The organism is Pseudomonas sp. KBN10P06128, from assembly GCF_037574945.1.
Taxonomy (GTDB): Bacteria; Pseudomonadota; Gammaproteobacteria; order Pseudomonadales; family Pseudomonadaceae; genus Pseudomonas; species Pseudomonas aeruginosa.
The window spans coordinates 5,881,289-5,899,493 of record NZ_JBBELR010000001.1 but is presented as its reverse complement, the minus strand read 5'-3'; the positions used below and the strand labels follow the sequence as shown (position 1 = coordinate 5,899,493).

Annotated in this window: 14 protein-coding genes; 10 read left to right on the top strand and 4 right to left on the bottom strand. The window is 69.4% G+C overall.

The window, feature by feature from the left end:
* The first annotated feature begins 85 nt into the window (after positions 1-85).
* Genes VQ065_RS27515 through VQ065_RS27505 form a run of 3 tightly spaced genes read left to right on the top strand, consistent with a single transcriptional unit; the run spans position 86 to position 2,852 of the window.
* A complete protein-coding gene (locus VQ065_RS27515) occupies positions 86-448 on the top strand; it encodes a GtrA family protein (RefSeq protein WP_003095326.1) in 363 nt (120 codons plus the stop codon).
* The gene (locus VQ065_RS27510; protein ID WP_003095325.1) at positions 445-1,419 is read left to right on the top strand and encodes a glycosyltransferase family 2 protein; all 975 of its coding nucleotides are present in this window, start codon (positions 445-447) and stop codon (positions 1,417-1,419) included. The genes VQ065_RS27515 and VQ065_RS27510 overlap by 4 nt, the downstream gene beginning before the upstream one ends.
* Positions 1,416-2,852 (top strand): ArnT family glycosyltransferase, encoded by a 1,437-nt coding sequence (locus VQ065_RS27505; RefSeq protein WP_003095324.1) that lies wholly within the window; start codon positions 1,416-1,418, stop codon positions 2,850-2,852. The genes VQ065_RS27510 and VQ065_RS27505 overlap by 4 nt, the downstream gene beginning before the upstream one ends.
* Before the next feature lie 2 nt (positions 2,853-2,854).
* Here VQ065_RS27505 and VQ065_RS27500 read toward each other — a convergent pair whose 3' ends face one another.
* From VQ065_RS27500 to VQ065_RS27485, 4 genes are all read right to left on the bottom strand, one after another.
* Positions 2,855-3,349, bottom strand: a complete 495-nt coding sequence (locus tag VQ065_RS27500) for a YkgJ family cysteine cluster protein (RefSeq protein WP_016852173.1) — start codon at positions 3,347-3,349, stop codon at positions 2,855-2,857.
* The gene (locus VQ065_RS27495; protein ID WP_014603526.1) at positions 3,325-4,560 is read right to left on the bottom strand and encodes a DUF1835 domain-containing protein; all 1,236 of its coding nucleotides are present in this window, start codon (positions 4,558-4,560) and stop codon (positions 3,325-3,327) included. The genes VQ065_RS27500 and VQ065_RS27495 overlap by 25 nt, the downstream gene beginning before the upstream one ends.
* Positions 4,561-4,716: 156 nt before the next feature.
* Entirely contained in the window at positions 4,717-5,166 is a 450-nt protein-coding gene (locus tag VQ065_RS27490; RefSeq protein WP_003095321.1) for a DMT family transporter, read from the bottom strand.
* A gap of 208 nt (positions 5,167-5,374) precedes the next feature.
* The gene (locus VQ065_RS27485; protein WP_003116092.1) at positions 5,375-7,420 is read right to left on the bottom strand and encodes an NADPH-dependent 2,4-dienoyl-CoA reductase; all 2,046 of its coding nucleotides are present in this window, start codon (positions 7,418-7,420) and stop codon (positions 5,375-5,377) included.
* A 359-nt stretch (positions 7,421-7,779) separates the two neighbouring features.
* On the opposite strand from VQ065_RS27485, the gene lipC reads away from it, so the two are divergent.
* The 7 genes from lipC to selB all read left to right on the top strand — a co-directional run bounded on the left by lipC (position 7,780) and on the right by selB (position 18,202).
* Positions 7,780-8,709: a lipase LipC gene (gene lipC, locus VQ065_RS27480; RefSeq protein ID WP_003095318.1), complete on the top strand. Its 930-nt coding sequence runs from the start codon at positions 7,780-7,782 to the stop codon at positions 8,707-8,709.
* A 307-nt stretch (positions 8,710-9,016) separates the two neighbouring features.
* The gene (gene fdnG, locus VQ065_RS27475; RefSeq protein WP_010895684.1) at positions 9,017-12,097 is read left to right on the top strand and encodes a formate dehydrogenase-N subunit alpha; all 3,081 of its coding nucleotides are present in this window, start codon (positions 9,017-9,019) and stop codon (positions 12,095-12,097) included.
* Positions 12,098-12,105: 8 nt separating this feature from the next.
* Complete coding sequence (gene fdxH / locus VQ065_RS27470) at positions 12,106-13,035, top strand: formate dehydrogenase subunit beta (RefSeq protein WP_003095317.1); 930 nt, start codon at positions 12,106-12,108, stop codon at positions 13,033-13,035.
* Between the two features lie 71 nt (positions 13,036-13,106).
* Positions 13,107-13,733, top strand: coding sequence for a formate dehydrogenase subunit gamma (locus tag VQ065_RS27465; protein WP_003095316.1), 627 nt, complete (start codon positions 13,107-13,109; stop codon positions 13,731-13,733).
* Positions 13,734-13,865: 132 nt separating this feature from the next.
* Positions 13,866-14,795 (top strand): formate dehydrogenase accessory protein FdhE, encoded by a 930-nt coding sequence (fdhE, locus tag VQ065_RS27460; protein ID WP_003095313.1) that lies wholly within the window; start codon positions 13,866-13,868, stop codon positions 14,793-14,795.
* Between the two features lie 78 nt (positions 14,796-14,873).
* Positions 14,874-16,280, top strand: coding sequence for an L-seryl-tRNA(Sec) selenium transferase (gene selA / locus VQ065_RS27455; RefSeq protein WP_014603528.1), 1,407 nt, complete (start codon positions 14,874-14,876; stop codon positions 16,278-16,280).
* On the top strand, positions 16,277-18,202 hold the full coding sequence (gene selB / locus VQ065_RS27450) for a selenocysteine-specific translation elongation factor (RefSeq protein ID WP_003095311.1): 1,926 nt from the start codon (positions 16,277-16,279) through the stop codon (positions 18,200-18,202). Before selA ends, selB begins: the two co-directional genes overlap by 4 nt.
* The last annotated feature ends 3 nt before the right edge of the window (positions 18,203-18,205 follow it).

Below are 18,205 nucleotides of genomic sequence, written 5' to 3'. Positions count from 1 at the left end.
TCAGGAAGCTTGCGCAGCGCTAACCGCGGGGCTTTGCGCACCTTCCTAGAATGCCGGCGTCGGTTGTTTCCAGAGGAAGCCATGCATGCTCCTGGGGCGTTTCGTCTCGGTCGGCGCCGGTGCCACCGCCGTTCATTACCTGGTGCTGACCCTCCTGGTCGAGGGCTTCGCCGTCGGCGCCGCCGTGGCCGCCGCGACGGGAGCAGGCTGCGGGGCTCTGGCTGCCTACCTGGGGCATCGCCGGAAGACTTTCCGCCACCGTGGCCCGGTGTTCCGTTCGCTGCCGCGCTTCTTCGCCGTCAGCCTGCTTTGCGTACTCGGCAACGCCGTCCTGGTGTTGCTGCTCGGCGACCTCGCCGGACTCGACTACCGCCTGGCCCAGCTCGCCGCGACCGGCGCACTGCTGTTGGCGACCTATCACCTTCATCGACTCTGGACCTTCTCATGATGATCGAACCTTCCCTGGCGTCGAAGCTCGAGGCCCCCTGCCTGCTCAGCGTGGTAGTGCCGGTGTTCAACGAGGAGGCGGTGCTGCCGGCCTTCCACCAGCGCCTGGGCGCCGTGCTCGGCGACCTTGGCGACGATTGCGAGGTGCTCTATGTCGACGACGGCAGCACCGACCGCAGCGCGACGATCCTCGCCCAGCTACAGGCCGCCGACCGCCAGGTGGGCGTGGCCCGCTTCACCCGCAACTTCGGCAAGGAACAGGCGATGAGCGCCGGGCTCAAGCTGTCGCGCGGCGCCGCGGTGATCGTCATCGATGCCGACCTGCAGGATCCCCCGGAACTGATCCCGCAGATGCTCGACGCCTGGATCGGCGGCGCCGAAATGGTCAACATGCGCCGCCGCAGCCGGGCCGGCGAAAGCTGGCTGAAGCGCGCCTCGGCGAGCGCCTTCTACCGGCTGATCAACCGCCTCAGCGAGGTGCCGATCCCGCGCGACGTCGGCGACTTCCGCCTGCTCGACCGGCGGGTGGTCGATGCCCTTTGCGAGCTGCCGGAAGGCAATCGCTTCATGAAGGGACTGTTCGCCTGGGTCGGTTTCCGCCAGGTCGATATCGCCTATAGCCGCGCCGCCCGCGTCGCCGGCCACAGCAAGTGGCGCTACTGGCGGCTGTGGAACTTCGCCCTGGAAGGCATCACCGGGTTTTCCACCGCGCCGCTGAAGGTCGCCGGCTACCTCGGCCTGCTCAGCCTGTTGGCGGCCCTGGCGACCCTGCTCGCCGGGATCTTCGGCCAGCAGGAGATCCACGAACACTGGCCGGTGATCGCCGCGCTGTTCCTGATCGGCGGCCTGCAACTGCTGGCCATCGGCGTGTGCAGCGAATACCTCGGGCGGATGACCATGGAAGCGCGGCGCCGCCCGCTCTACCTGATCGACCGCTACCTGCCGGCGCAGGTCGGCGGGGCCAATCCGTGAGGGCGCTGCGCGGCTGGCCGCTGGCCTGGTTCCTGCTCGCCCTGGCCTTCGCCATCCGCCTGCTGAGCCTGGGCAGCTATCCGCTGATGGACACCACCGAGGCCCGCTATGGCGAGGTGGCGCGGAAGATGGCCGAACTGGGCGACTGGATCACGCCCTGGTACGACGTCGGCGTGCCGTTCTGGGGCAAGCCGCCGCTGGCCTTCTGGCTCAGCGCCGGCGGCCAGCTTCTGCTCGGCGCCAACGAGTTCGCCAGCCGCCTGCCGCACTGGTTGCTGGGCGTGCTGGTGCTGTGGCTGGTATGGGACTGGCAGGCTCGCGAAGATCGTCGGCAGGCGCGGATCGCCTGCGTCCTGCTGGGCAGTTCGGCGCTGTTCTTCGTCGCCTCCGGGGCGGTAATGACCGACATGGCCCTGGCCCTGGCGCTGGTCCTGGCCATGCGCGGCTTCTGGCTGGGCCTGCATGGCGCGGAGGGAATCCGGCGCCGCGAGGGCTGGCTGATGTTCCTCGGCCTCGGCCTCGGGCTGCTGGCGAAGGGGCCGCTGACGCTGATCCTCGCCGGACTGCCGATCGGCCTGTGGGCCTTGCTGGAGTGGCGCTGGCGCGCGCTCTGGCGGGGCCTGCCATGGATCCGCGGAAGCCTGCTGATGCTCCTGGTAGCCGCGCCCTGGTACCTGCTGGCGGAGTTGAAGACGCCGGGCTTCCTCGAGTACTTCCTGCTCGGCGAGCATTGGCAGCGCTTCGTCACCGCCGGCTGGGACGGCGACCGCTACGGCAATGCCCACGCCTATCCCTACGGCAGCGTCTGGCTGTTCCTGCTGGCCGCCGCGTTTCCCTGGAGCCTCTGGCTGCCGCTGCTGCTCTGGCTGGGCTGGCGCCAGCGCGGGGAGGTGGTCGATGGCGTCGCCTCGCGCAGGCGCTACTGGCTGTTCTGGGGACTGGCGCCGTGCCTGTTCTTCACCTTCGCCGGCAACGTCCTCTGGACCTACGTGCTGCCCGGCCTGCCGGCCCTGGCGTTGCTCGCCGCCGACCTGCTGCGCGCGCCGCTGGCGCGCAGCGCCTGGCTGCGGCGTGGCGGGTTGGCTTGCCTGGCACTGACCCCATTGCTGTTCGCGCTGTTCCTCGGCTCCCTGCTGCTGGGCTCGCGCGCCGAGCAGAAGTCCACCGCCGCGCTGCTGGCCAGCGACGCCGGCTGGCGCGAGCGGCCGCTGGTGTTCTGGCCGAAGCGGCCGTACTCGGCAGTGTTCTACAGCGGCGGGCGGGCGCAACGGGCGGAGGACAGCGAGCTGGCCGGCTGGTTGCGTCGCGACGCCCTGCTGGCGATCCGCTCGCGTTCGTTCGGCGCCTTGCCCGACGAGGTGCGCCAGCGCTTGCGCTGCCGGCCGCCGGTGGGACAGTACCAGCTATGCCAGGGCGTGGCGCCGCCTGGCTGAGACTACCTCGGCCGGTAGGCGCAGTAGCCGGGACGCGGGCCGATGCGCGGGTGGTTGCGGCAGGTGTCCGGGCGGCGGGCATAGATGGTGCACAGGCGGGTCTTGCGGTCGAGGTACAGGCAGTCGCCGTTGGCCATGCGGGTGAGGGTGAAGATCTCGCGCTTGTGGTTGAAGTGCTCGATCACGCCATCCTTTTCCAGTCGCTTGGCGATTCGCTTGGCCGGCTCCTCGCGCTCGAACTCGTCGACCAGTCGCATGCGGATCAGGTCGTCGATGCGCACTTCCACCGGCAGCGTGCAGCAGGTCGCGTTGCACTCGCCGCACAGGCCTTCGCGGTATTTCACCCAGGTATCCAGGCGGTCGGGGTCGGCGGCGGCGAGCGGGATTTTCTTCATCGGCGGGCGGGTGCGGGGAAAACGGGCGCGCAATGATAGTGGCTGCGCGCCCGTTGCGCTCGTCCGGGCGATGAGCGTCAGTGCCGTGGGTCCTCCCGCCATACCGGCCGGTCCTGCTCGTCCAGCGCCCAGTGCGCGGTGCCGGCGCGCAGGCATACGCCGCCGACCCAGCGTTCGGGGGCGCCGAGGTCGAGGCGGTAGCGCCGCCCGGCCAGGACCTCGCGGCCCGCAGCGGTCAGGGCCAGCGGCTGGCGTTCCCAGGGCAGTTCCGGTGCCGGCGTGCGCAGCAGCGCGCCGGGCTCTTCCAGCAGCGCGCGGAGCAGGACGCGGAACATCAGGTCGCCGAGATAGGGCAGCGGCTCGCGCCGTGCGGTCAGCTCGGCGAAGACCTGGCCGGCGCTCGGCCGCTCGCCGTCGCGGACGATCTCCAGGGTCAGCCGTTCGCTCAGCGACAGGCCGTCGCGCAGGGCCGGCAGTTCATGCAGTTGCCGACGCAGCGCCGGCCCCAGCAACGGTAGCGCCGGGGTCGGCGCGGCGGCCAGTTGCGCCCAGCGCAGTGGCGCCGGATCGCGGTAGGCGTCCCAGGCCGCGCGGGCCAGCGCCAGGGCTTCGGCGTCCAGCGGGCGACGCCGGGTCCATAGCCAGGCGAGCAGCTCAGGCGCCAGTTGGCCGATGCCGACGAAGCGCTCGACGCCTGGCACGCGGTCGATCTCGATCAGTTCCAGGTGCTCCGGCGGCGTCTGCATTCCTGCCAGCACCCGGACCAGGAACAACTGGTCGTAGGCATCCGCCTCGCACCAGAGCGCCACCCGCGAGTATTCGCCGAGCCGCTCGAGCCCGGCGTATTCCTGGCGCTGGCGGGCCTGGGCGTCGGCCGGGTCGAGGTCGAAGGCGCGGCTCAGGTAGTCGCTGCGCAGGGCGAGGAACTCGGGCAACGGCAGGTTCGGCACCGGTCCCATGGTCAGCGGGTCGGCGAACATCCGGAAGCCGCCGCGAAAGCCGGCGAGCTTCAGGCCGTGGGCGATGTCGTTGCCGCAGCGCAGGTGCAGGGTCGCGGCCTCATCGCCGCCGACCAGATCGGGGTGGCGGCTGGCGAAGGCGATGGCGTCGACATGCGCCTTGAGTCGCGGCCAACTGGCGAAGCCCAGTTCGCGCGCCACCTGCCACTGGGCGTCGGCCAGGCGCGGTGCCTGCCCCGGAAGCCCTGTACGGCTGGCCGGGTCGCGGCGCCACTGGCGCAACAGCTCCTTGGCGCGCTTGCGTTGCTGTTCGAGATTGATCCGGCCGTCGCCGAGAATGCGGGAAAAGGACATACGATCTCCTCTGCAGCCTTGTCCGCCATCAGGCCTGGAGTCGCATGCGCGATGCGTGGGGTGGATCGCCTGGGCGCTGCCCTTTCCGCGGACGGGAGGCGTGGAGAACGCCGAGGCCGACTATAGGCCGGCCGACGCGTCCGCGGCAAGACGCACTCAGCCCTTGCGGATCATCCAGATGCCGGCGCCGATCAGTGCCAACCCGCCCAGCTTCAGCGCGCTGATCGGTGCCTCGCGGAAGCCGGCCCAACCGAAGTGGTCGAGGCTCATGGCCATGCCCAGCTGGCCGGCAAGCACCAGCACCATGAACATCAGCGCGCCGATGCGCGGTGCGGCGAAGGCGGCGATGAAGATGAAGAACATGCCGAGGAAACCGCCGCACCAGTGCCACCAGCTCAGCCCGCGCAATGCCGCCAGGCCGGGAAACTCGCGCTGCGAGAGAGTCAGGGCGAGCAACCCGAGGGTGCCGACGAAGAACGAGATCAGTGCCGCGGCGAGGACGCTGGACACCTGCTTGGCCAACTGGCCGTTGATCCCCGCCTGCAGCGGCAGGCAGGCGCCGGCGAGCAGGGGCAGGACGAACAGCCACCAGGGTGGAGTGGGCATGCAAGACTCCTGGAACGATGACGGCGAGCGCGCCCCGCGCATGGCGAGGGACGGGCCGGAGTGGTACGGGGAGTCGCACAGTATGCACCAGGCGGGGGCGGAGGAGGAAAACGCGAGACCCCATCGCACGCCCTCGGATTCCGCCCGGCGGGTAACCGCGAGCGGTTGTTCGCCCTACGGCAGCCATACCGCCAGCGGCGTTATCCCCCTACAAGCGCGCCGCCAGCATGGCCCCCTCGCGAATCGCCCGCTTGGCATCCAGTTCCCCTGCCACCCGCGCCCCACCGATCAGGTGGAAGCGCAGGCTTTCCGCCGCCTGGCTGATCTGCAACTCGCGCAGCGGCTCCTGGCCGGCGCAGATCACCACGTTGTCCACCTCCAGCCAGCGTTCCTCGCCGTCGACGCGGATCAACAGGCCGCGTTCGTCGATCTTCAGGTACTCCACCCCGCCGAGCATCCGTACGGCGTTGTGCCTGAGGTGCGCGCGGTGTACCCAGCCGCTGGTCTTGCCGAGCTGCGCGCCGGGAGCGCCGGGCTTGCGCTGGAGCAGCCAGACCTGGCGCGCCGGCCGCGTCGGAGCGGGTTCGCGGAGGCCGCCGGGCTGGCTGTTGTCGAGGTCCACGCCCCATTCCGCGAGCCATTCGCCGAGCGCCCGCGGCTGGCCGTCGCTGGGCGCGGCGACGAGGAAGGCGGCGACGTCGAAGCCGATGCCGCCGGCGCCGACGATGGCGACCCGCGCGCCCACCGGCGCGCCGCGCAGCACGTCCACGTAGCTGAGTACGGTCGGTCCGCCGATGCCGTCGATCCTTGGCCGGCGTGGCTGGATGCCGGTGGCCACCACCACGTCGTCGAACTGACCGTCCAGCTCGCCCTGGCGCACCCGGTGGCCGAGGCGCAGGTCGACGCCGAGGCGTTCCAGACGCACGCGGAAGTAGCGCAGGGTTTCGCGGAACTCCTCCTTGCCGGGAATCCGCTTGGCCAGGTTGAACTGCCCGCCGATTTCCCCGCTCGCCTCGAACAGGCTGACCCGATGCCCGCGCTCGGCGGCCACGCAGGCGGCGGAGAGCCCGGCGGGGCCGGCGCCGATCACCGCGATGCGCTTCTGCGTGCGCGCCTTGCGGTAGCGCAATTCGGTCTCGAAGGCCGCCCGCGGGTTGACCAGGCAGGTGGCGCGGCGGTTGGCGAAGGCATGATCGAGGCAGGCCTGGTTGCAGGCGATGCAGGTGTTGATCTCCTCGGCCCGGCCGGCGCCGGCCTTGGCCACGAACTGCGGGTCGGCCAGCAGCGGCCGGGCCATCGACACCAGGTCGGCCTTGTCGGTGGCGAGCAGGGATTCGGCGACCTCGGGGGTGTTGATCCGGTTACTGGCGATCACCGGCACCTTCAGCTCGTGGCGCAGCCGTGCGCTGACCTCGGCGAAGGCCGCGCGCGGCACCGAGGTAACGATGGTTGGCACGCGCGACTCGTGCCAGCCGATGCCGGTGTTGAGCAGGGTGATTCCGGCTTCCTCCAGGGCCAGGGCGATGCGCCGCACCTCGTCCCAGGTATTGCCGCCCTCGACCAGGTCGAGCAGCGACAGGCGATAGCAGAGGATGAAGCGTTGGCCGACGATCCGCCGGATGCCGCGGACGATCTCCAGCGCCAGGCGCATGCGGTTTTCCAGCGGGCCGCCCCACTGGTCGTCGCGGCGATTGGTGCGCGGGCAGAGGAACTGGTTGAGCAGGTAGCCTTCGCTGCCCATCACCTCCACGCCGTCGTAGGCGGCGGCCTTGGCCAGCCGCGCGCAACGGACGAAGGCGCGGATGGTCTTGCGGATGCCGCGCTCGGAGAGCTCGCGCGGGGTGAACCAACTGATCGGCGACTTCAACGGCGAGGCGGACACCGCCATCGGGTGGTAGCCATAGCGCCCGGCGTGGAGGATCTGCAGCAGGATCTTGCCGCCCTCGGCATGCACCGCCTGGGTCAGGCGACGATGGGCGGGCACCTCCAGGGCGCTGGTGAGGCTGCTGCCGAAGGGCAGCAGCCAACCTTCGCGGCAGGGCGCGAAACCGCCGGTGACGATCAGCCCGACGCCGCCCCGGGCACGCTCGCGGTAGTAGGCAGCGAGCTTGCCGAAGTCCCACAGACGATCCTCCAGCCCGGTGTGCATCGAACCCATCACCACGCGGTTGCGCAGACGGGTGAAGCCCAGGTCCAGCGGGGCCAGCAGGTGCGGATAGGGAGCGGCGGCGAGCGGCGGGTAGGGGTTGCGCATGGCGCGGTTCCGGTAGCCAGGGACGCTTCACCATAGGAAGTTGCGCCGCCGCCGAATGCGGCCCGCTTGCCGGAACCGCCAGGCATTTCGGTCAAGCCGGCGGACTGGCTGATCGGATAGGTGCTCGCTGCGCTGCACCGCTGTGGCCCCGGGTGACAGGCATCGAAAGCTCTCCGACAGCACTTGCGGCGCGGCGGGCGGAATGGGAACGGCGGCGCTGTTACCCGGGGTAATGGCGTGCGCCGGAAGCCCAACTTAAGCACGGCTCGACGCCTTTGGCGGCGCTGTCAGGCTGGGGTTCCGGCCCGCTCAGCACGTGCCTTGCCAACTGCCTGTCCAATCCGAACGGAGTCTCGACGATGAACAAGAACAAGACGTTCCTCGCGGCGGCGCTGGTAGCGCTGGCCGCCAGCCTTCCCGTGCACGCTGCGACCGACTACACCCGCACGCGCTATCCCATCGTGCTGTCCCACGGTCTGTTCGGCTTCAAGAGCGTCGGCCCGGTGGACTACTGGCACGCTATCGTGCCGGCCCTGGAGAAGGACGGCGCGAAGGTCTTCGCCACCTCGCAGTCGCCGGTGAACAGCAACGAGGTGCGCGGCGAACAGCTACTGGCGCAGGTGGAGGAAGTCCTGGCCCTGACCGGCGCGGAGAAAGTCAACCTGATCGGCCACAGCCAGGGCGGCATGACCGTGCGCTACGTCGCCGGGGTGGCGCCGCAACTGGTGGCCTCGGTCACCACCATGGGCACGCCGCACAAGGGCACGCCGGTAGCCGACGCGGTGACCGGCTTCAGCGAGTTCCTCGGGCCGATCGGCACCGAGGTGATCGCCTCGGCGGTGGAGGCGCTGTTCTCGGTGGTCGACATCGTCGACGGCGGCGAGTGGGTCAAGGGCGACGCGCTGGCTGCCCTGAACAGTCTCAACACTCCCGGCACCGCGCGGTTCAACCAGCGCTTCCCGCAGGCGATCCCGGCCAGCGCCTGTGGCCAGGGCGCGGAGACGGTAGCCGGGGTGCGCTACTACTCGATGAGCGGCACCGGCTCCCTGACCAATGCGCTCGACCCGAGCTCCGCCGGCCTGGCGGTGACCGGGCTGCTGTTCGGCGAGGCCAACGACGGTCTGGTCGGCCAATGCTCCAGCCACCTGGGCAGCGTGGTGAAGGACAACTACCGGATGGACCATCTGGACGAAGTCAACCAGTTGCTCGGCCTGGTCAGCCTGTTCGAGAGCGACCCGACCCAGGTCTATCGGCAGCATGCCAATCGCCTCAGGAACGTCGGACTCTGATCCGCTCGCCGGGTCGCCGCAGCCCTAGGCGACCCGGCATTAGTCTTTGGTCTAATGGCACCTGGATATCACCTCCTGTTCGCGCGCCTCGCGGCGTTCGGACCTGTCCCGATTCCGCGCACCTTGCTGGACAAGGTTTGCGCCGCCGTGTAATGACTCCGGTCAAGGCAGAAAAACCCAGCGTTCGTGTAGGGTTCGCTGCCCCGTAGCCATGCCCGGCTGGCGTACCTCGCCAGGCTGGCTATCTTTTAACCAGAGACATCCGGCCATGTCCCGGGTGTCCTTTGCCTGATGCAGGAGATGCACGATGGATATGAACCGTCGGCAATTCTTCAAGGTCTGCGGTATAGGCCTTGGAGGATCGAGCCTTGCGGCGCTCGGGATGGCCCCCACGGAGGCCTTCGCCGACCAGGTCCGCCACTTCAAGCTGGCGCACACGGTCGAGACCCGCAACACCTGTACCTACTGTTCGGTCGGTTGCGGCCTGATCATGTACAGCCAGGGCGACGGCGCCAAGAACGTCGCGCAGAACATCATCCATATCGAGGGCGACGCCGACCATCCGGTCAACCGCGGCACCCTCTGCCCGAAAGGCGCCGGCCTGCTGGACTACATCCACAGCCCGAACCGCCTGAAGTATCCGGAAGTGCGCGAGGCCGGCTCCAGCGAGTGGAAGCGCATCGAGTGGGACGAAGCCCTCGAGCGCATCGCCAAGCTGATGAAGGAAGACCGCGACGCCAACTTCGTCGAGAAGAACGAGCAGGGCCAGACCGTCAACCGCTGGTTGACCACCGGCTTCCTCGCCGCGTCCGCCTCGTCCAACGAGGCCGGCTACATCACCCACAAGGTGATGCGCTCCCTCGGCATCCTGGGATTCGACAACCAGGCGCGTGTCTGACACGGCCCGACGGTGGCAAGTCTTGCCCCGACGTTTGGCCGTGGAGCCATGACCAACCACTGGACCGACATCAAGAATGCCGATCTGGTGCTGATCATGGGCGGCAACGCCGCCGAAGCCCACCCGTGCGGATTCAAATGGGTCACCGAAGCCAAGGCGCACAACAAGGCGCGGCTGCTGGTGGTCGATCCGCGTTTCACCCGTTCCGCCTCGGTCGCCGACTACTACGCGCCGATCCGGACCGGCACCGACATCGCCTTCCTCGGCGGCCTGATCAACTACCTGCTGGAAAACGACAAGATCCAGCACGAATACGTGCGCAACTACACCGATGTCTCGTTCATCGTGAAGGAAGGCTTCAGCTTCGAGGACGGCCTGTTCAACGGCTACGACGCCGAGAAGCGGACCTACCCGGACAAGTCCTCCTGGGGCTACGAGATCGGTGAGGACGGCTATGCCAAGGTCGACCCGACCCTGACCCACCCGCGCTGCGTGTTCAACCTGCTCAAGCAGCACTACAGCCGCTACACCCCGGACGTGGTGAGCAACATCTGCGGTACGCCGAAGGACATGATGCTCAAGGTCTGGGCGGAAATCGCCGAGACCTCCAAGCCGGGCAAGGTCATGACCATCATGTACGCCCTGGGCTGGACCCAGCACTCGGTAGGCGCGCAGATGATCCGCACCGGCGCGATGGTCCAGCTGCTGCTGGGCAACATCGGCATGCCCGGCGGCGGCATGAACGCCCTGCGCGGCCACTCCAACATCCAGGGCCTGACCGACCTCGGCCTGCTGTCCAACTCGCTGCCGGGCTACCTGACCCTGGCGATGGACGCCGAGCAGGACTACGACGCCTACATCGCCAAGCGCACGGCCAAGCCGCTGCGCCCGGGACAGCTGTCCTACTGGCAGAACTACGGCAAGTTCCACGTCAGCCTGATGAAGGCCTGGTTCGGCAAGTCGGCGACCAAGGAAAACAACTGGTGCTACGACTGGCTGCCCAAGCTCGACATGCCGGGCGCCGGCTACGACGTGCTGCGCTACTTCGACATGATGTACCAGGGCAAGGTCAACGGTTACTTCTGCCAGGGCTTCAACCCCATCGCCTCGTTCCCCAACAAGGCCAAGGTCGGCGCCGCGCTGGCGCGCCTGAAGTGGATGGTGGTGATGGACCCGCTGGTGACCGAGACCTCGGAGTTCTGGCGCAACGTCGGCGAGTACAACGACGTCGACACCGCCAGCATCAAGACCACGGTGTTCCGCCTGCCCACCTCCTGCTTCGCCGAGGAAGACGGCTCGATCGTCAACAGCGGCCGCTGGTTGCAGTGGCACTGGAAGGGCGCCGAGCCGCCGGGCCAGGCGCGTCCGGACATCGCCATCATGGCCGGGCTGTTCCACCGCCTGCGCGAGATGTACCGCAAGGACGGCGGGGCCTTCCCCGACCCGATCCTCGGCCTCGACTGGTCCTACCTCAAGCCCGACGAACCGGGCCCGGACGAACTGGCCCGGGAGTTCAACGGCAAGGCCCTGAGCGACCTGGTCGACCCGGCCAACGGCATGATCCTGGCCAAGGCCGGCGAGCAGTTGCCGGGCTTTGCCCTGCTGCGCGACGACGGCAGCACGGCGAGCGGCTGCTGGATCTTCGCCGGCTCCTGGACCCAGCAGGGCAACCAGATGGGCCGCCGCGACAACAGCGACCCCTACGGCATGGGCCAGACCCTCGGCTGGGCCTGGGCCTGGCCGGCGAACCGGCGGATTCTCTACAACCGCGCCTCGGCCGACGTCAGCGGCAAGCCGTGGGACCCGGAGAAGAAGCGCCTGGTGTGGTGGAACGGCAAGTCCTGGGGCGGCACCGACGTGCCCGACTACAAGGCCGACGTACCGCCGGAAGCCGGGATGAACCCGTTCATCATGAACCCCGAAGGGGTGGCCCGCCTGTTCGCCGTCGACAAGATGGCCGAAGGCCCGTTCCCCGAGCACTACGAGCCGTTCGAGACGCCGATCGGGGTGAACCCCTTGCACCGCGACAACCGCAAGGCGATCAGCAACCCGGCGGCACGGGTGTTCAAGAACGACATGGAACTGTTCGGCACGGCCGACGAGTTCCCCTACGCGGCGACCACCTACCGGCTCACCGAGCACTTCCACTACTGGACCAAGCACTGCCGGCTGAATGCGATCACCCAGCCCGAGCAGTTCGTCGAGATCGGCGAGGCGCTGGCCAAGGAGCTGGGCATCAATGCCGGCGACAAGGTCAAGGTCTCCTCCAACCGCGGCTACATCAAGGCGGTGGCGGTGGTGACCAAGCGCATCCGCCCGCTGCAGGTGGACGGCAAGACCGTGCACCACGTCGGCATCCCGATCCACTGGGGCTTCGCCGGCATGGCGCGCAACGGCTTCCTGGCCAACACCCTGACCCCCTTCGTGGGCGACGGGAATACCCAGACGCCGGAGTTCAAGTCGTTCCTGGTCAACGTGGAAAAGGCGTGAGGTGAAACATGAGTAGTCAGGACATCCACGCCCGCTCCGCGACCACCACGCCGATGCCCTCGGTGCGGAACCAGGAGGAAGTGGCGAAACTGATCGACGTGTCCAAGTGCATCGGTTGCAAGGCCTGCCAGGTCGCCTGCTCGGAATGGAACGAGCTGCGCGACGAGGTCGGCCACAACCACGGCACCTACGACAACCCCATGGACCTGACGGCCGACTCGTGGACGGTGATGCGTTTCACCGAGCACGAGAACGAGGCCGGCAACCTCGAGTGGCTGATCCGCAAGGATGGCTGCATGCACTGCGTCGAGCCGGGCTGCCTGAAGGCCTGCCCGAGCCCGGGGGCGATCGTGAAGTACGCCAACGGCATCGTCGACTTCAACCAGGACAAGTGCATCGGTTGCGGCTACTGCATCACCGGTTGCCCGTTCGACATCCCACGGATCTCGCAGAAGGACCACAAGGCCTACAAGTGCAGCCTGTGTTCCGACCGCGTCTCGGTGGGCATGGAGCCGGCCTGCGTGAAGACCTGCCCGACCGGCGCCATCGTCTTCGGCAGCAAGGAGGACATGAAGGAACACGCCGCCGAACGCATCGTCGACCTGAAGAGCCGCGGTTACGAGAACGCCGGCCTGTACGACCCCGAAGGGGTGGGCGGCACCCACGTGATGTACGTGCTGCACCACGCCGACAAGCCGTCGCTCTATGCCGGCCTGGCCGACCAGCCGAGCGTCAGCCCGCTGGTCAGCCTGTGGAAGGGCGTGACCAAGCCGCTGGCGCTGCTGGCCATGGGCGCCACGGTGCTCGCCGGGTTCTTCCACTATGTGCGCGTCGGTCCCAACCGCGCGGACGACGAGGAAGACCACGGGCAAGCCGAGGCACCGGTGCACCAGGTCGATCCGTCGGTACACACCTTTGACCCGCACGAGCGTCGTTGAGCCTGCGCGCGGGCGTTGCCGCCGGTCCTCCGCGACCCGGCGGCAGCGGCGGCGCTCTCGAGGAGTCGGAAATGAAAAATGAAATCCAGCGCTACAACGCCAACGAGCGCAGCAACCACTGGGCCGTGGCGATCCTGTTCTTCATGGCCGGGTTGTCCGGGCTGGCGCTGTTCCACCCGGCGCTGTTCTGGCTGACCAACCTGTTCGGCGGCGGTCCCTGGACGCGTATCCTGCACCCCTTCCTGGGGCTGGCGATGTTCGTCTTCTTCCTCGGCCTGGTGGTGCGCTTCGCCCACCACAACCGGGTGCAGAAGAGCGATATCCAGTGGCTCAAGCAGTGGCGCGACGTGGTCAGCAACCGCGAGGAGAACCTCCCGGAAGTCGGCCGCTACAACGCCGGGCAGAAGCTGCTGTTCTGGGTGCTGCTGCTGAGCATGCTGACCCTGCTGGTCACCGGCATCGTGATCTGGCGCCAGTACTTCAGCGCCTGGTTCGGCATCGAGGCGATCCGCCTGTCGGCGCTCCTGCACGCCTTCGCCGCCTTCGTCCTGATCGCCAGCATCATCGTGCACATCTACGCCGGCATCTGGGTCAAGGGCTCGATGGGCGCGATGCTCTACGGCAAGGTCAGCCGCGCCTGGGCGCGCAAGCACCATAACGGCTGGCTGAAGGAAGTCGGCAAGGGCGAGGAGCACTGACGCGTATAGTGTCGCCATCGCCCGACCGGAGGCCCCAGCGATGGGGCCTTTGCATTCATTCCGCGCCCCACCGGGCGCCCGATCGTTGCGGCGCGGCCCACCGGCCCGCCGGCGCAGACCCGAGGAGTTCCCGTGTCACGCACCATTCTTCAGCCGGGGCAGATCGAAGCCGCCGCCAACATTCCCCCGCACCTGCACCAGCCGTCGCGCGACCTGTTCACCCGCCGCGGCGAGCGTCTGCTGCAACTGGCCGAGGGGCACCCGATGGGCGACTACCTGCGGCTGGTCGCCGGTCTCTGCCGGCTCCAGCAGGCGCTGCTGGACAACCCGCCGGCCCTGGCCCCGCTCGACCCCGAGCGCCTGCGCAAGAGCCGCGAGCACGGCATGCCGCCGCTGGCCTACGACCTGCTGGTGCGCGAAGGCGCCTGGCTGCCCTGGCTGGATGCCCTGCTCGCGGGCTACCCGGCACCGGCCAACGCCGCCGTCGGCGCGGCACTCGAACAATTGCGCGAAGCCGACGAAGGCCAGCGCAAGGCCTGGGCCATCGCCTTGCTCAGCGGTCAGTTCGACCTCCTGCCGGCGGCCCTGGTGCCGTTCCTCGGCGCCGCCCTGCAGGTAGCCTGGAGCCATTGGCTGCTGGGACTGGAGGAGGGCGCGGTGGTCGAGACCGAGAGCCGGACCCTGTGCCCCGCCTGCGGCTCGCCGCCGATGGCCGGGATGATCCGCCAGGGCGGCAAGGAAACCGGCCTGCGCTACCTGAGCTGCTCGCTGTGCGCCTGCGAATGGCACTACGTGCGGATCAAGTGCAGCCACTGCGAGGAAAGCAAGCACCTGGCCTACCTGTCCCTGGAGCATGACGGGCAGCCGGCGGAAAAAGCCGTGCTGCGCGCCGAGACCTGCCCCAGTTGCCAGGGCTACCTGAAGCAGTTCTACCTGGAGTTCGACCGCCACGCCGATGCCCTTGCCGACGACCTGGCCAGCCTGGCGCTGGACATGCGCCTGGCCGAGGACGGCTACCTGCGGCGTTCGCCGAACCTGTTGCTGGCCCCCGGCGGCGAATAGCCGAAGACGCTGCGGGCATGCGCCGACGCGTCTATGATGGGCGTGTCGGTGACCCTACCCTGTGGATAAGGTTTCTCCATGAGTTCCGTTCGCTTGCCTTCGGTCGACCGCCTGCTGCGCAGCGCGGCCGCCGCTCCCCTGCACCAGCGCTACGGCCGCGAGGCGTTGCTGGCGACCCTCCGCGACCTGCTCGACGAACTGCGCGAGCCGGCCCGACGCGGTGCCCTCGCCGAGATCGAACTGAGCGAGGCGGTGCTCGCCGGGCGCGCCGGCGAACGCCTCGCCGCGCAGCATGCCAGCCGCGTGCGGCGGGTGTTCAACCTGACCGGCACGGTGTTGCATACCAACCTCGGCCGCGCCCTGCTGCCGGACGAGGCCATCGAGGCGATCACCCTGGCCGCGCGCTACCCGCTGAACCTGGAGTTCGACCTGGCCAGCGGCAAGCGCGGCGACCGCGACGACCTGATCGCCGGGCTGATCCGCGAACTCACCGGCGCCGAGGCAGTCACCGTGGTCAACAACAACGCGGCGGCGGTGCTGCTGGCGCTGAACAGCCTGGGGGCGCGCAAGGAAGGGATCATCTCGCGCGGCGAGCTGATCGAGATCGGCGGTGCCTTCCGCATTCCCGACATCATGGCCCGCGCCGGCGTGCGCTTGCACGAGGTGGGCACCACCAACCGCACCCACGCCAGGGACTACGAAACCGCCATCGGCCCGCGCAGCGGCCTGCTGATGCGCGTGCATACCAGCAACTACAGCGTCCAGGGCTTCACCGCCAGCGTGCCCACCGCGCAACTGGCGGCCATCGCCCATGGCCACGGCCTGCCGCTGCTGGAAGACCTCGGCAGCGGCACCCTGGTGGACCTGACCCGCTGGGGCTTGCCCAAGGAACCGACGGTGCAGGAAGCCCTGGCCGACGGCGCCGACATCGTTACCTTCAGCGGCGACAAATTGCTCGGCGGGCCCCAGGCCGGGCTGATCCTCGGCAATCGAGAACTGATCGGGCGGATCAAGAAGAACCCGCTCAAGCGCGCCCTGCGCGTCGACAAGCTGACCCTCGCCGCCCTCGAGGCGGTGCTCGGCCTGTACCGCGATCCGGACCGCCTCGCCGAACGCCTGACCACCCTGCGCCTGCTCAGCCGCCCGGCGGCGGAGATCCGCGCCCAGGCCGAGCGTCTGGCGCCGGCGCTGGGCGAGGCGCTCGGCGAGGGCTGGGAGGTCGCTGTGGTCGACGCCCTGGGCATGATCGGCAGCGGCGCGCAGCCGGTGGCGCGGCTGGCCAGCGCCGCGCTGTGCCTGCGTCCGCGGCAGCCCAGGCGCCTGCGCGGACGCGCCCTGCGCAACCTCGAGGAAGCCCTGCGCGGGCTGCCGCTGCCGGTGATCGGTCGGCTCGAGGACGACGCCCTCTGGCTCGATCTGCGCCAGCTCGACGACGAGCCGGCGTTCCTCGCCCAGTTGCCGCGACTGCGGAGCGAGCTGTCGTGATCGTCGGCACCGCCGGGCACATCGACCACGGCAAGACCTCGCTGCTGCGCGCCCTCACCGGCATCGAGGGCGACCGCCGCCCGGCCGAGCGCCAACGCGGGATCACCATCGACCTGGGCTATCTCTACGCCGACCTTGGCGACGGCAGCCCCACCGGCTTCATCGACGTGCCCGGCCACGAGCGCTTCGTCCACAACATGCTGGCCGGCGCCAGCGGCATCGATTGCGTGCTGCTGGTGGTGGCCGCCGACGACGGCTTGATGCCGCAGACCCGCGAGCACCTGGCGATCGTCGAACTGCTCGGTATCCGCCGGGCGCTGGTGGCGCTGACCAAGATCGACCGGGTCGAGCCGCAGCGGGTGCAGCAGGTGCGGACCCAGGTCGAACACCTGCTGGCCTCCGGCCCGCTGGCGCGCTCACCGATCTTCCCGCTCTCCAGCAGCACCGGGGAGGGCGTCGAGGCGTTGCGCGAAGCACTCGGCGGGCTCGCCGGCGAAGTCCGCGAGCGTAGCCGCGAGGGATACTTCCGCCTGGCGGTGGACCGGGCCTTCAGCGTCGCCGGCAGCGGCATCGTGGTCACCGGCACGGCCTTCTCCGGACAGGTCGCGGTGGGCGACGAACTGCTCCTCGGCAACGCCGGACGGCCGGTGCGGGTGCGCGGCCTGCACGCGCAGAACCGGCCCGCGCAACAGGCCTGGGCCGGCCAGCGCGTGGCCCTGAACATCGCCGGCGAGCGCCTCGCGCTGGAACAGATCCAGCGCGGCGACTGGCTGCTGCAGGCCGCGCTGCACGCGCCGACCACGCGGGTCGACATCGACTTCCGCCTGTTGCCCGTCGAACTCCGCGACTTCACCCACTGGACCCCGGTGCACCTGCACCTGGGCACCCAGGACGTCACCGGGCGCCTGGCCCTGCTCGAAGGCGAACAACTGGAGCCTGGCCACCGCGCCTTCGCCCAACTGGTGCTGAACGCGCCGATCCAGGCCCTGCATGGCGACCGCCTGGTGCTGCGCGACCAGTCGGCGCAGCGCACCCTTGGCGGCGGGCGGGTGCTCGACGGCGCCGCGCCGGCGCGCAACCGACGAACGCCGGCACGTCTGGCACAGCTTCAGGCGCTGCGCCAGGAAAGCCTGGAGGAGGCGCTGCCGACCTTGCTCGGCGCGGCCGAGAACGGCCTCGACCCGCAACGCCTGGTGCAATCCTTCAACCGCCCGCGCGAGCACTGGCGGCTGCCGGAAGAGGTGGTCGAGGTGCAGACCCGCCTCGGCCCCCGGTTGTTCGCCGGGGAGCGCTGGTTCGCCCTGGTCGAGCAACTGCTCGCCGGCCTGCGGCGCTTCCACGAAGAGCTACCGGACGAACTCGGTCCCGACCGCGACCGCCTGCGTCGCTACGCCCTGCCGCAGCTGGAGCGGCCGGTGTTCATCGCCCTGCTCGAGGCCGCCCTGGCCGGCGGCGACGTGCACAGCAGCGGGCCCTGGCTGCACCTGCCCGGCCACGAAGTGCGCCTGAGCGATAGCGAGGAGCAACTGCGCGCGCGCCTCTGGCCGCTGCTCGAAGCCGGCCGCTACGACCCGCCCTGGGTTCGCGACCTGGCCCGCGAGCTGCGCCAGGACGAAGCCGCCATGCGCAACCTGCTGCGCAAGCTGGCGCGCCTGGGCCAGTTGCAGCAGGTGGTGCGCGACCTGTTCTACCCGGAAGCCACCCTGCGTCAATTGGCCGAGATCGCCGTGCAGGTCCGCGACCCCGCCGGGCTGATCCGCCCGGCGGAATTCCGCGACCGCCTGGGCATCGGCCGCAAGCGCAGCATCCAGATCCTCGAGCACTTCGACCGCATCGGCCTGACCCGCCGCATCGGCAACGACCGTCGCCTGCGCGAGGGCTCGGCGCTGGCCGAACAGTTGCTCGGCGGCGTCTCGCCCTGAGTC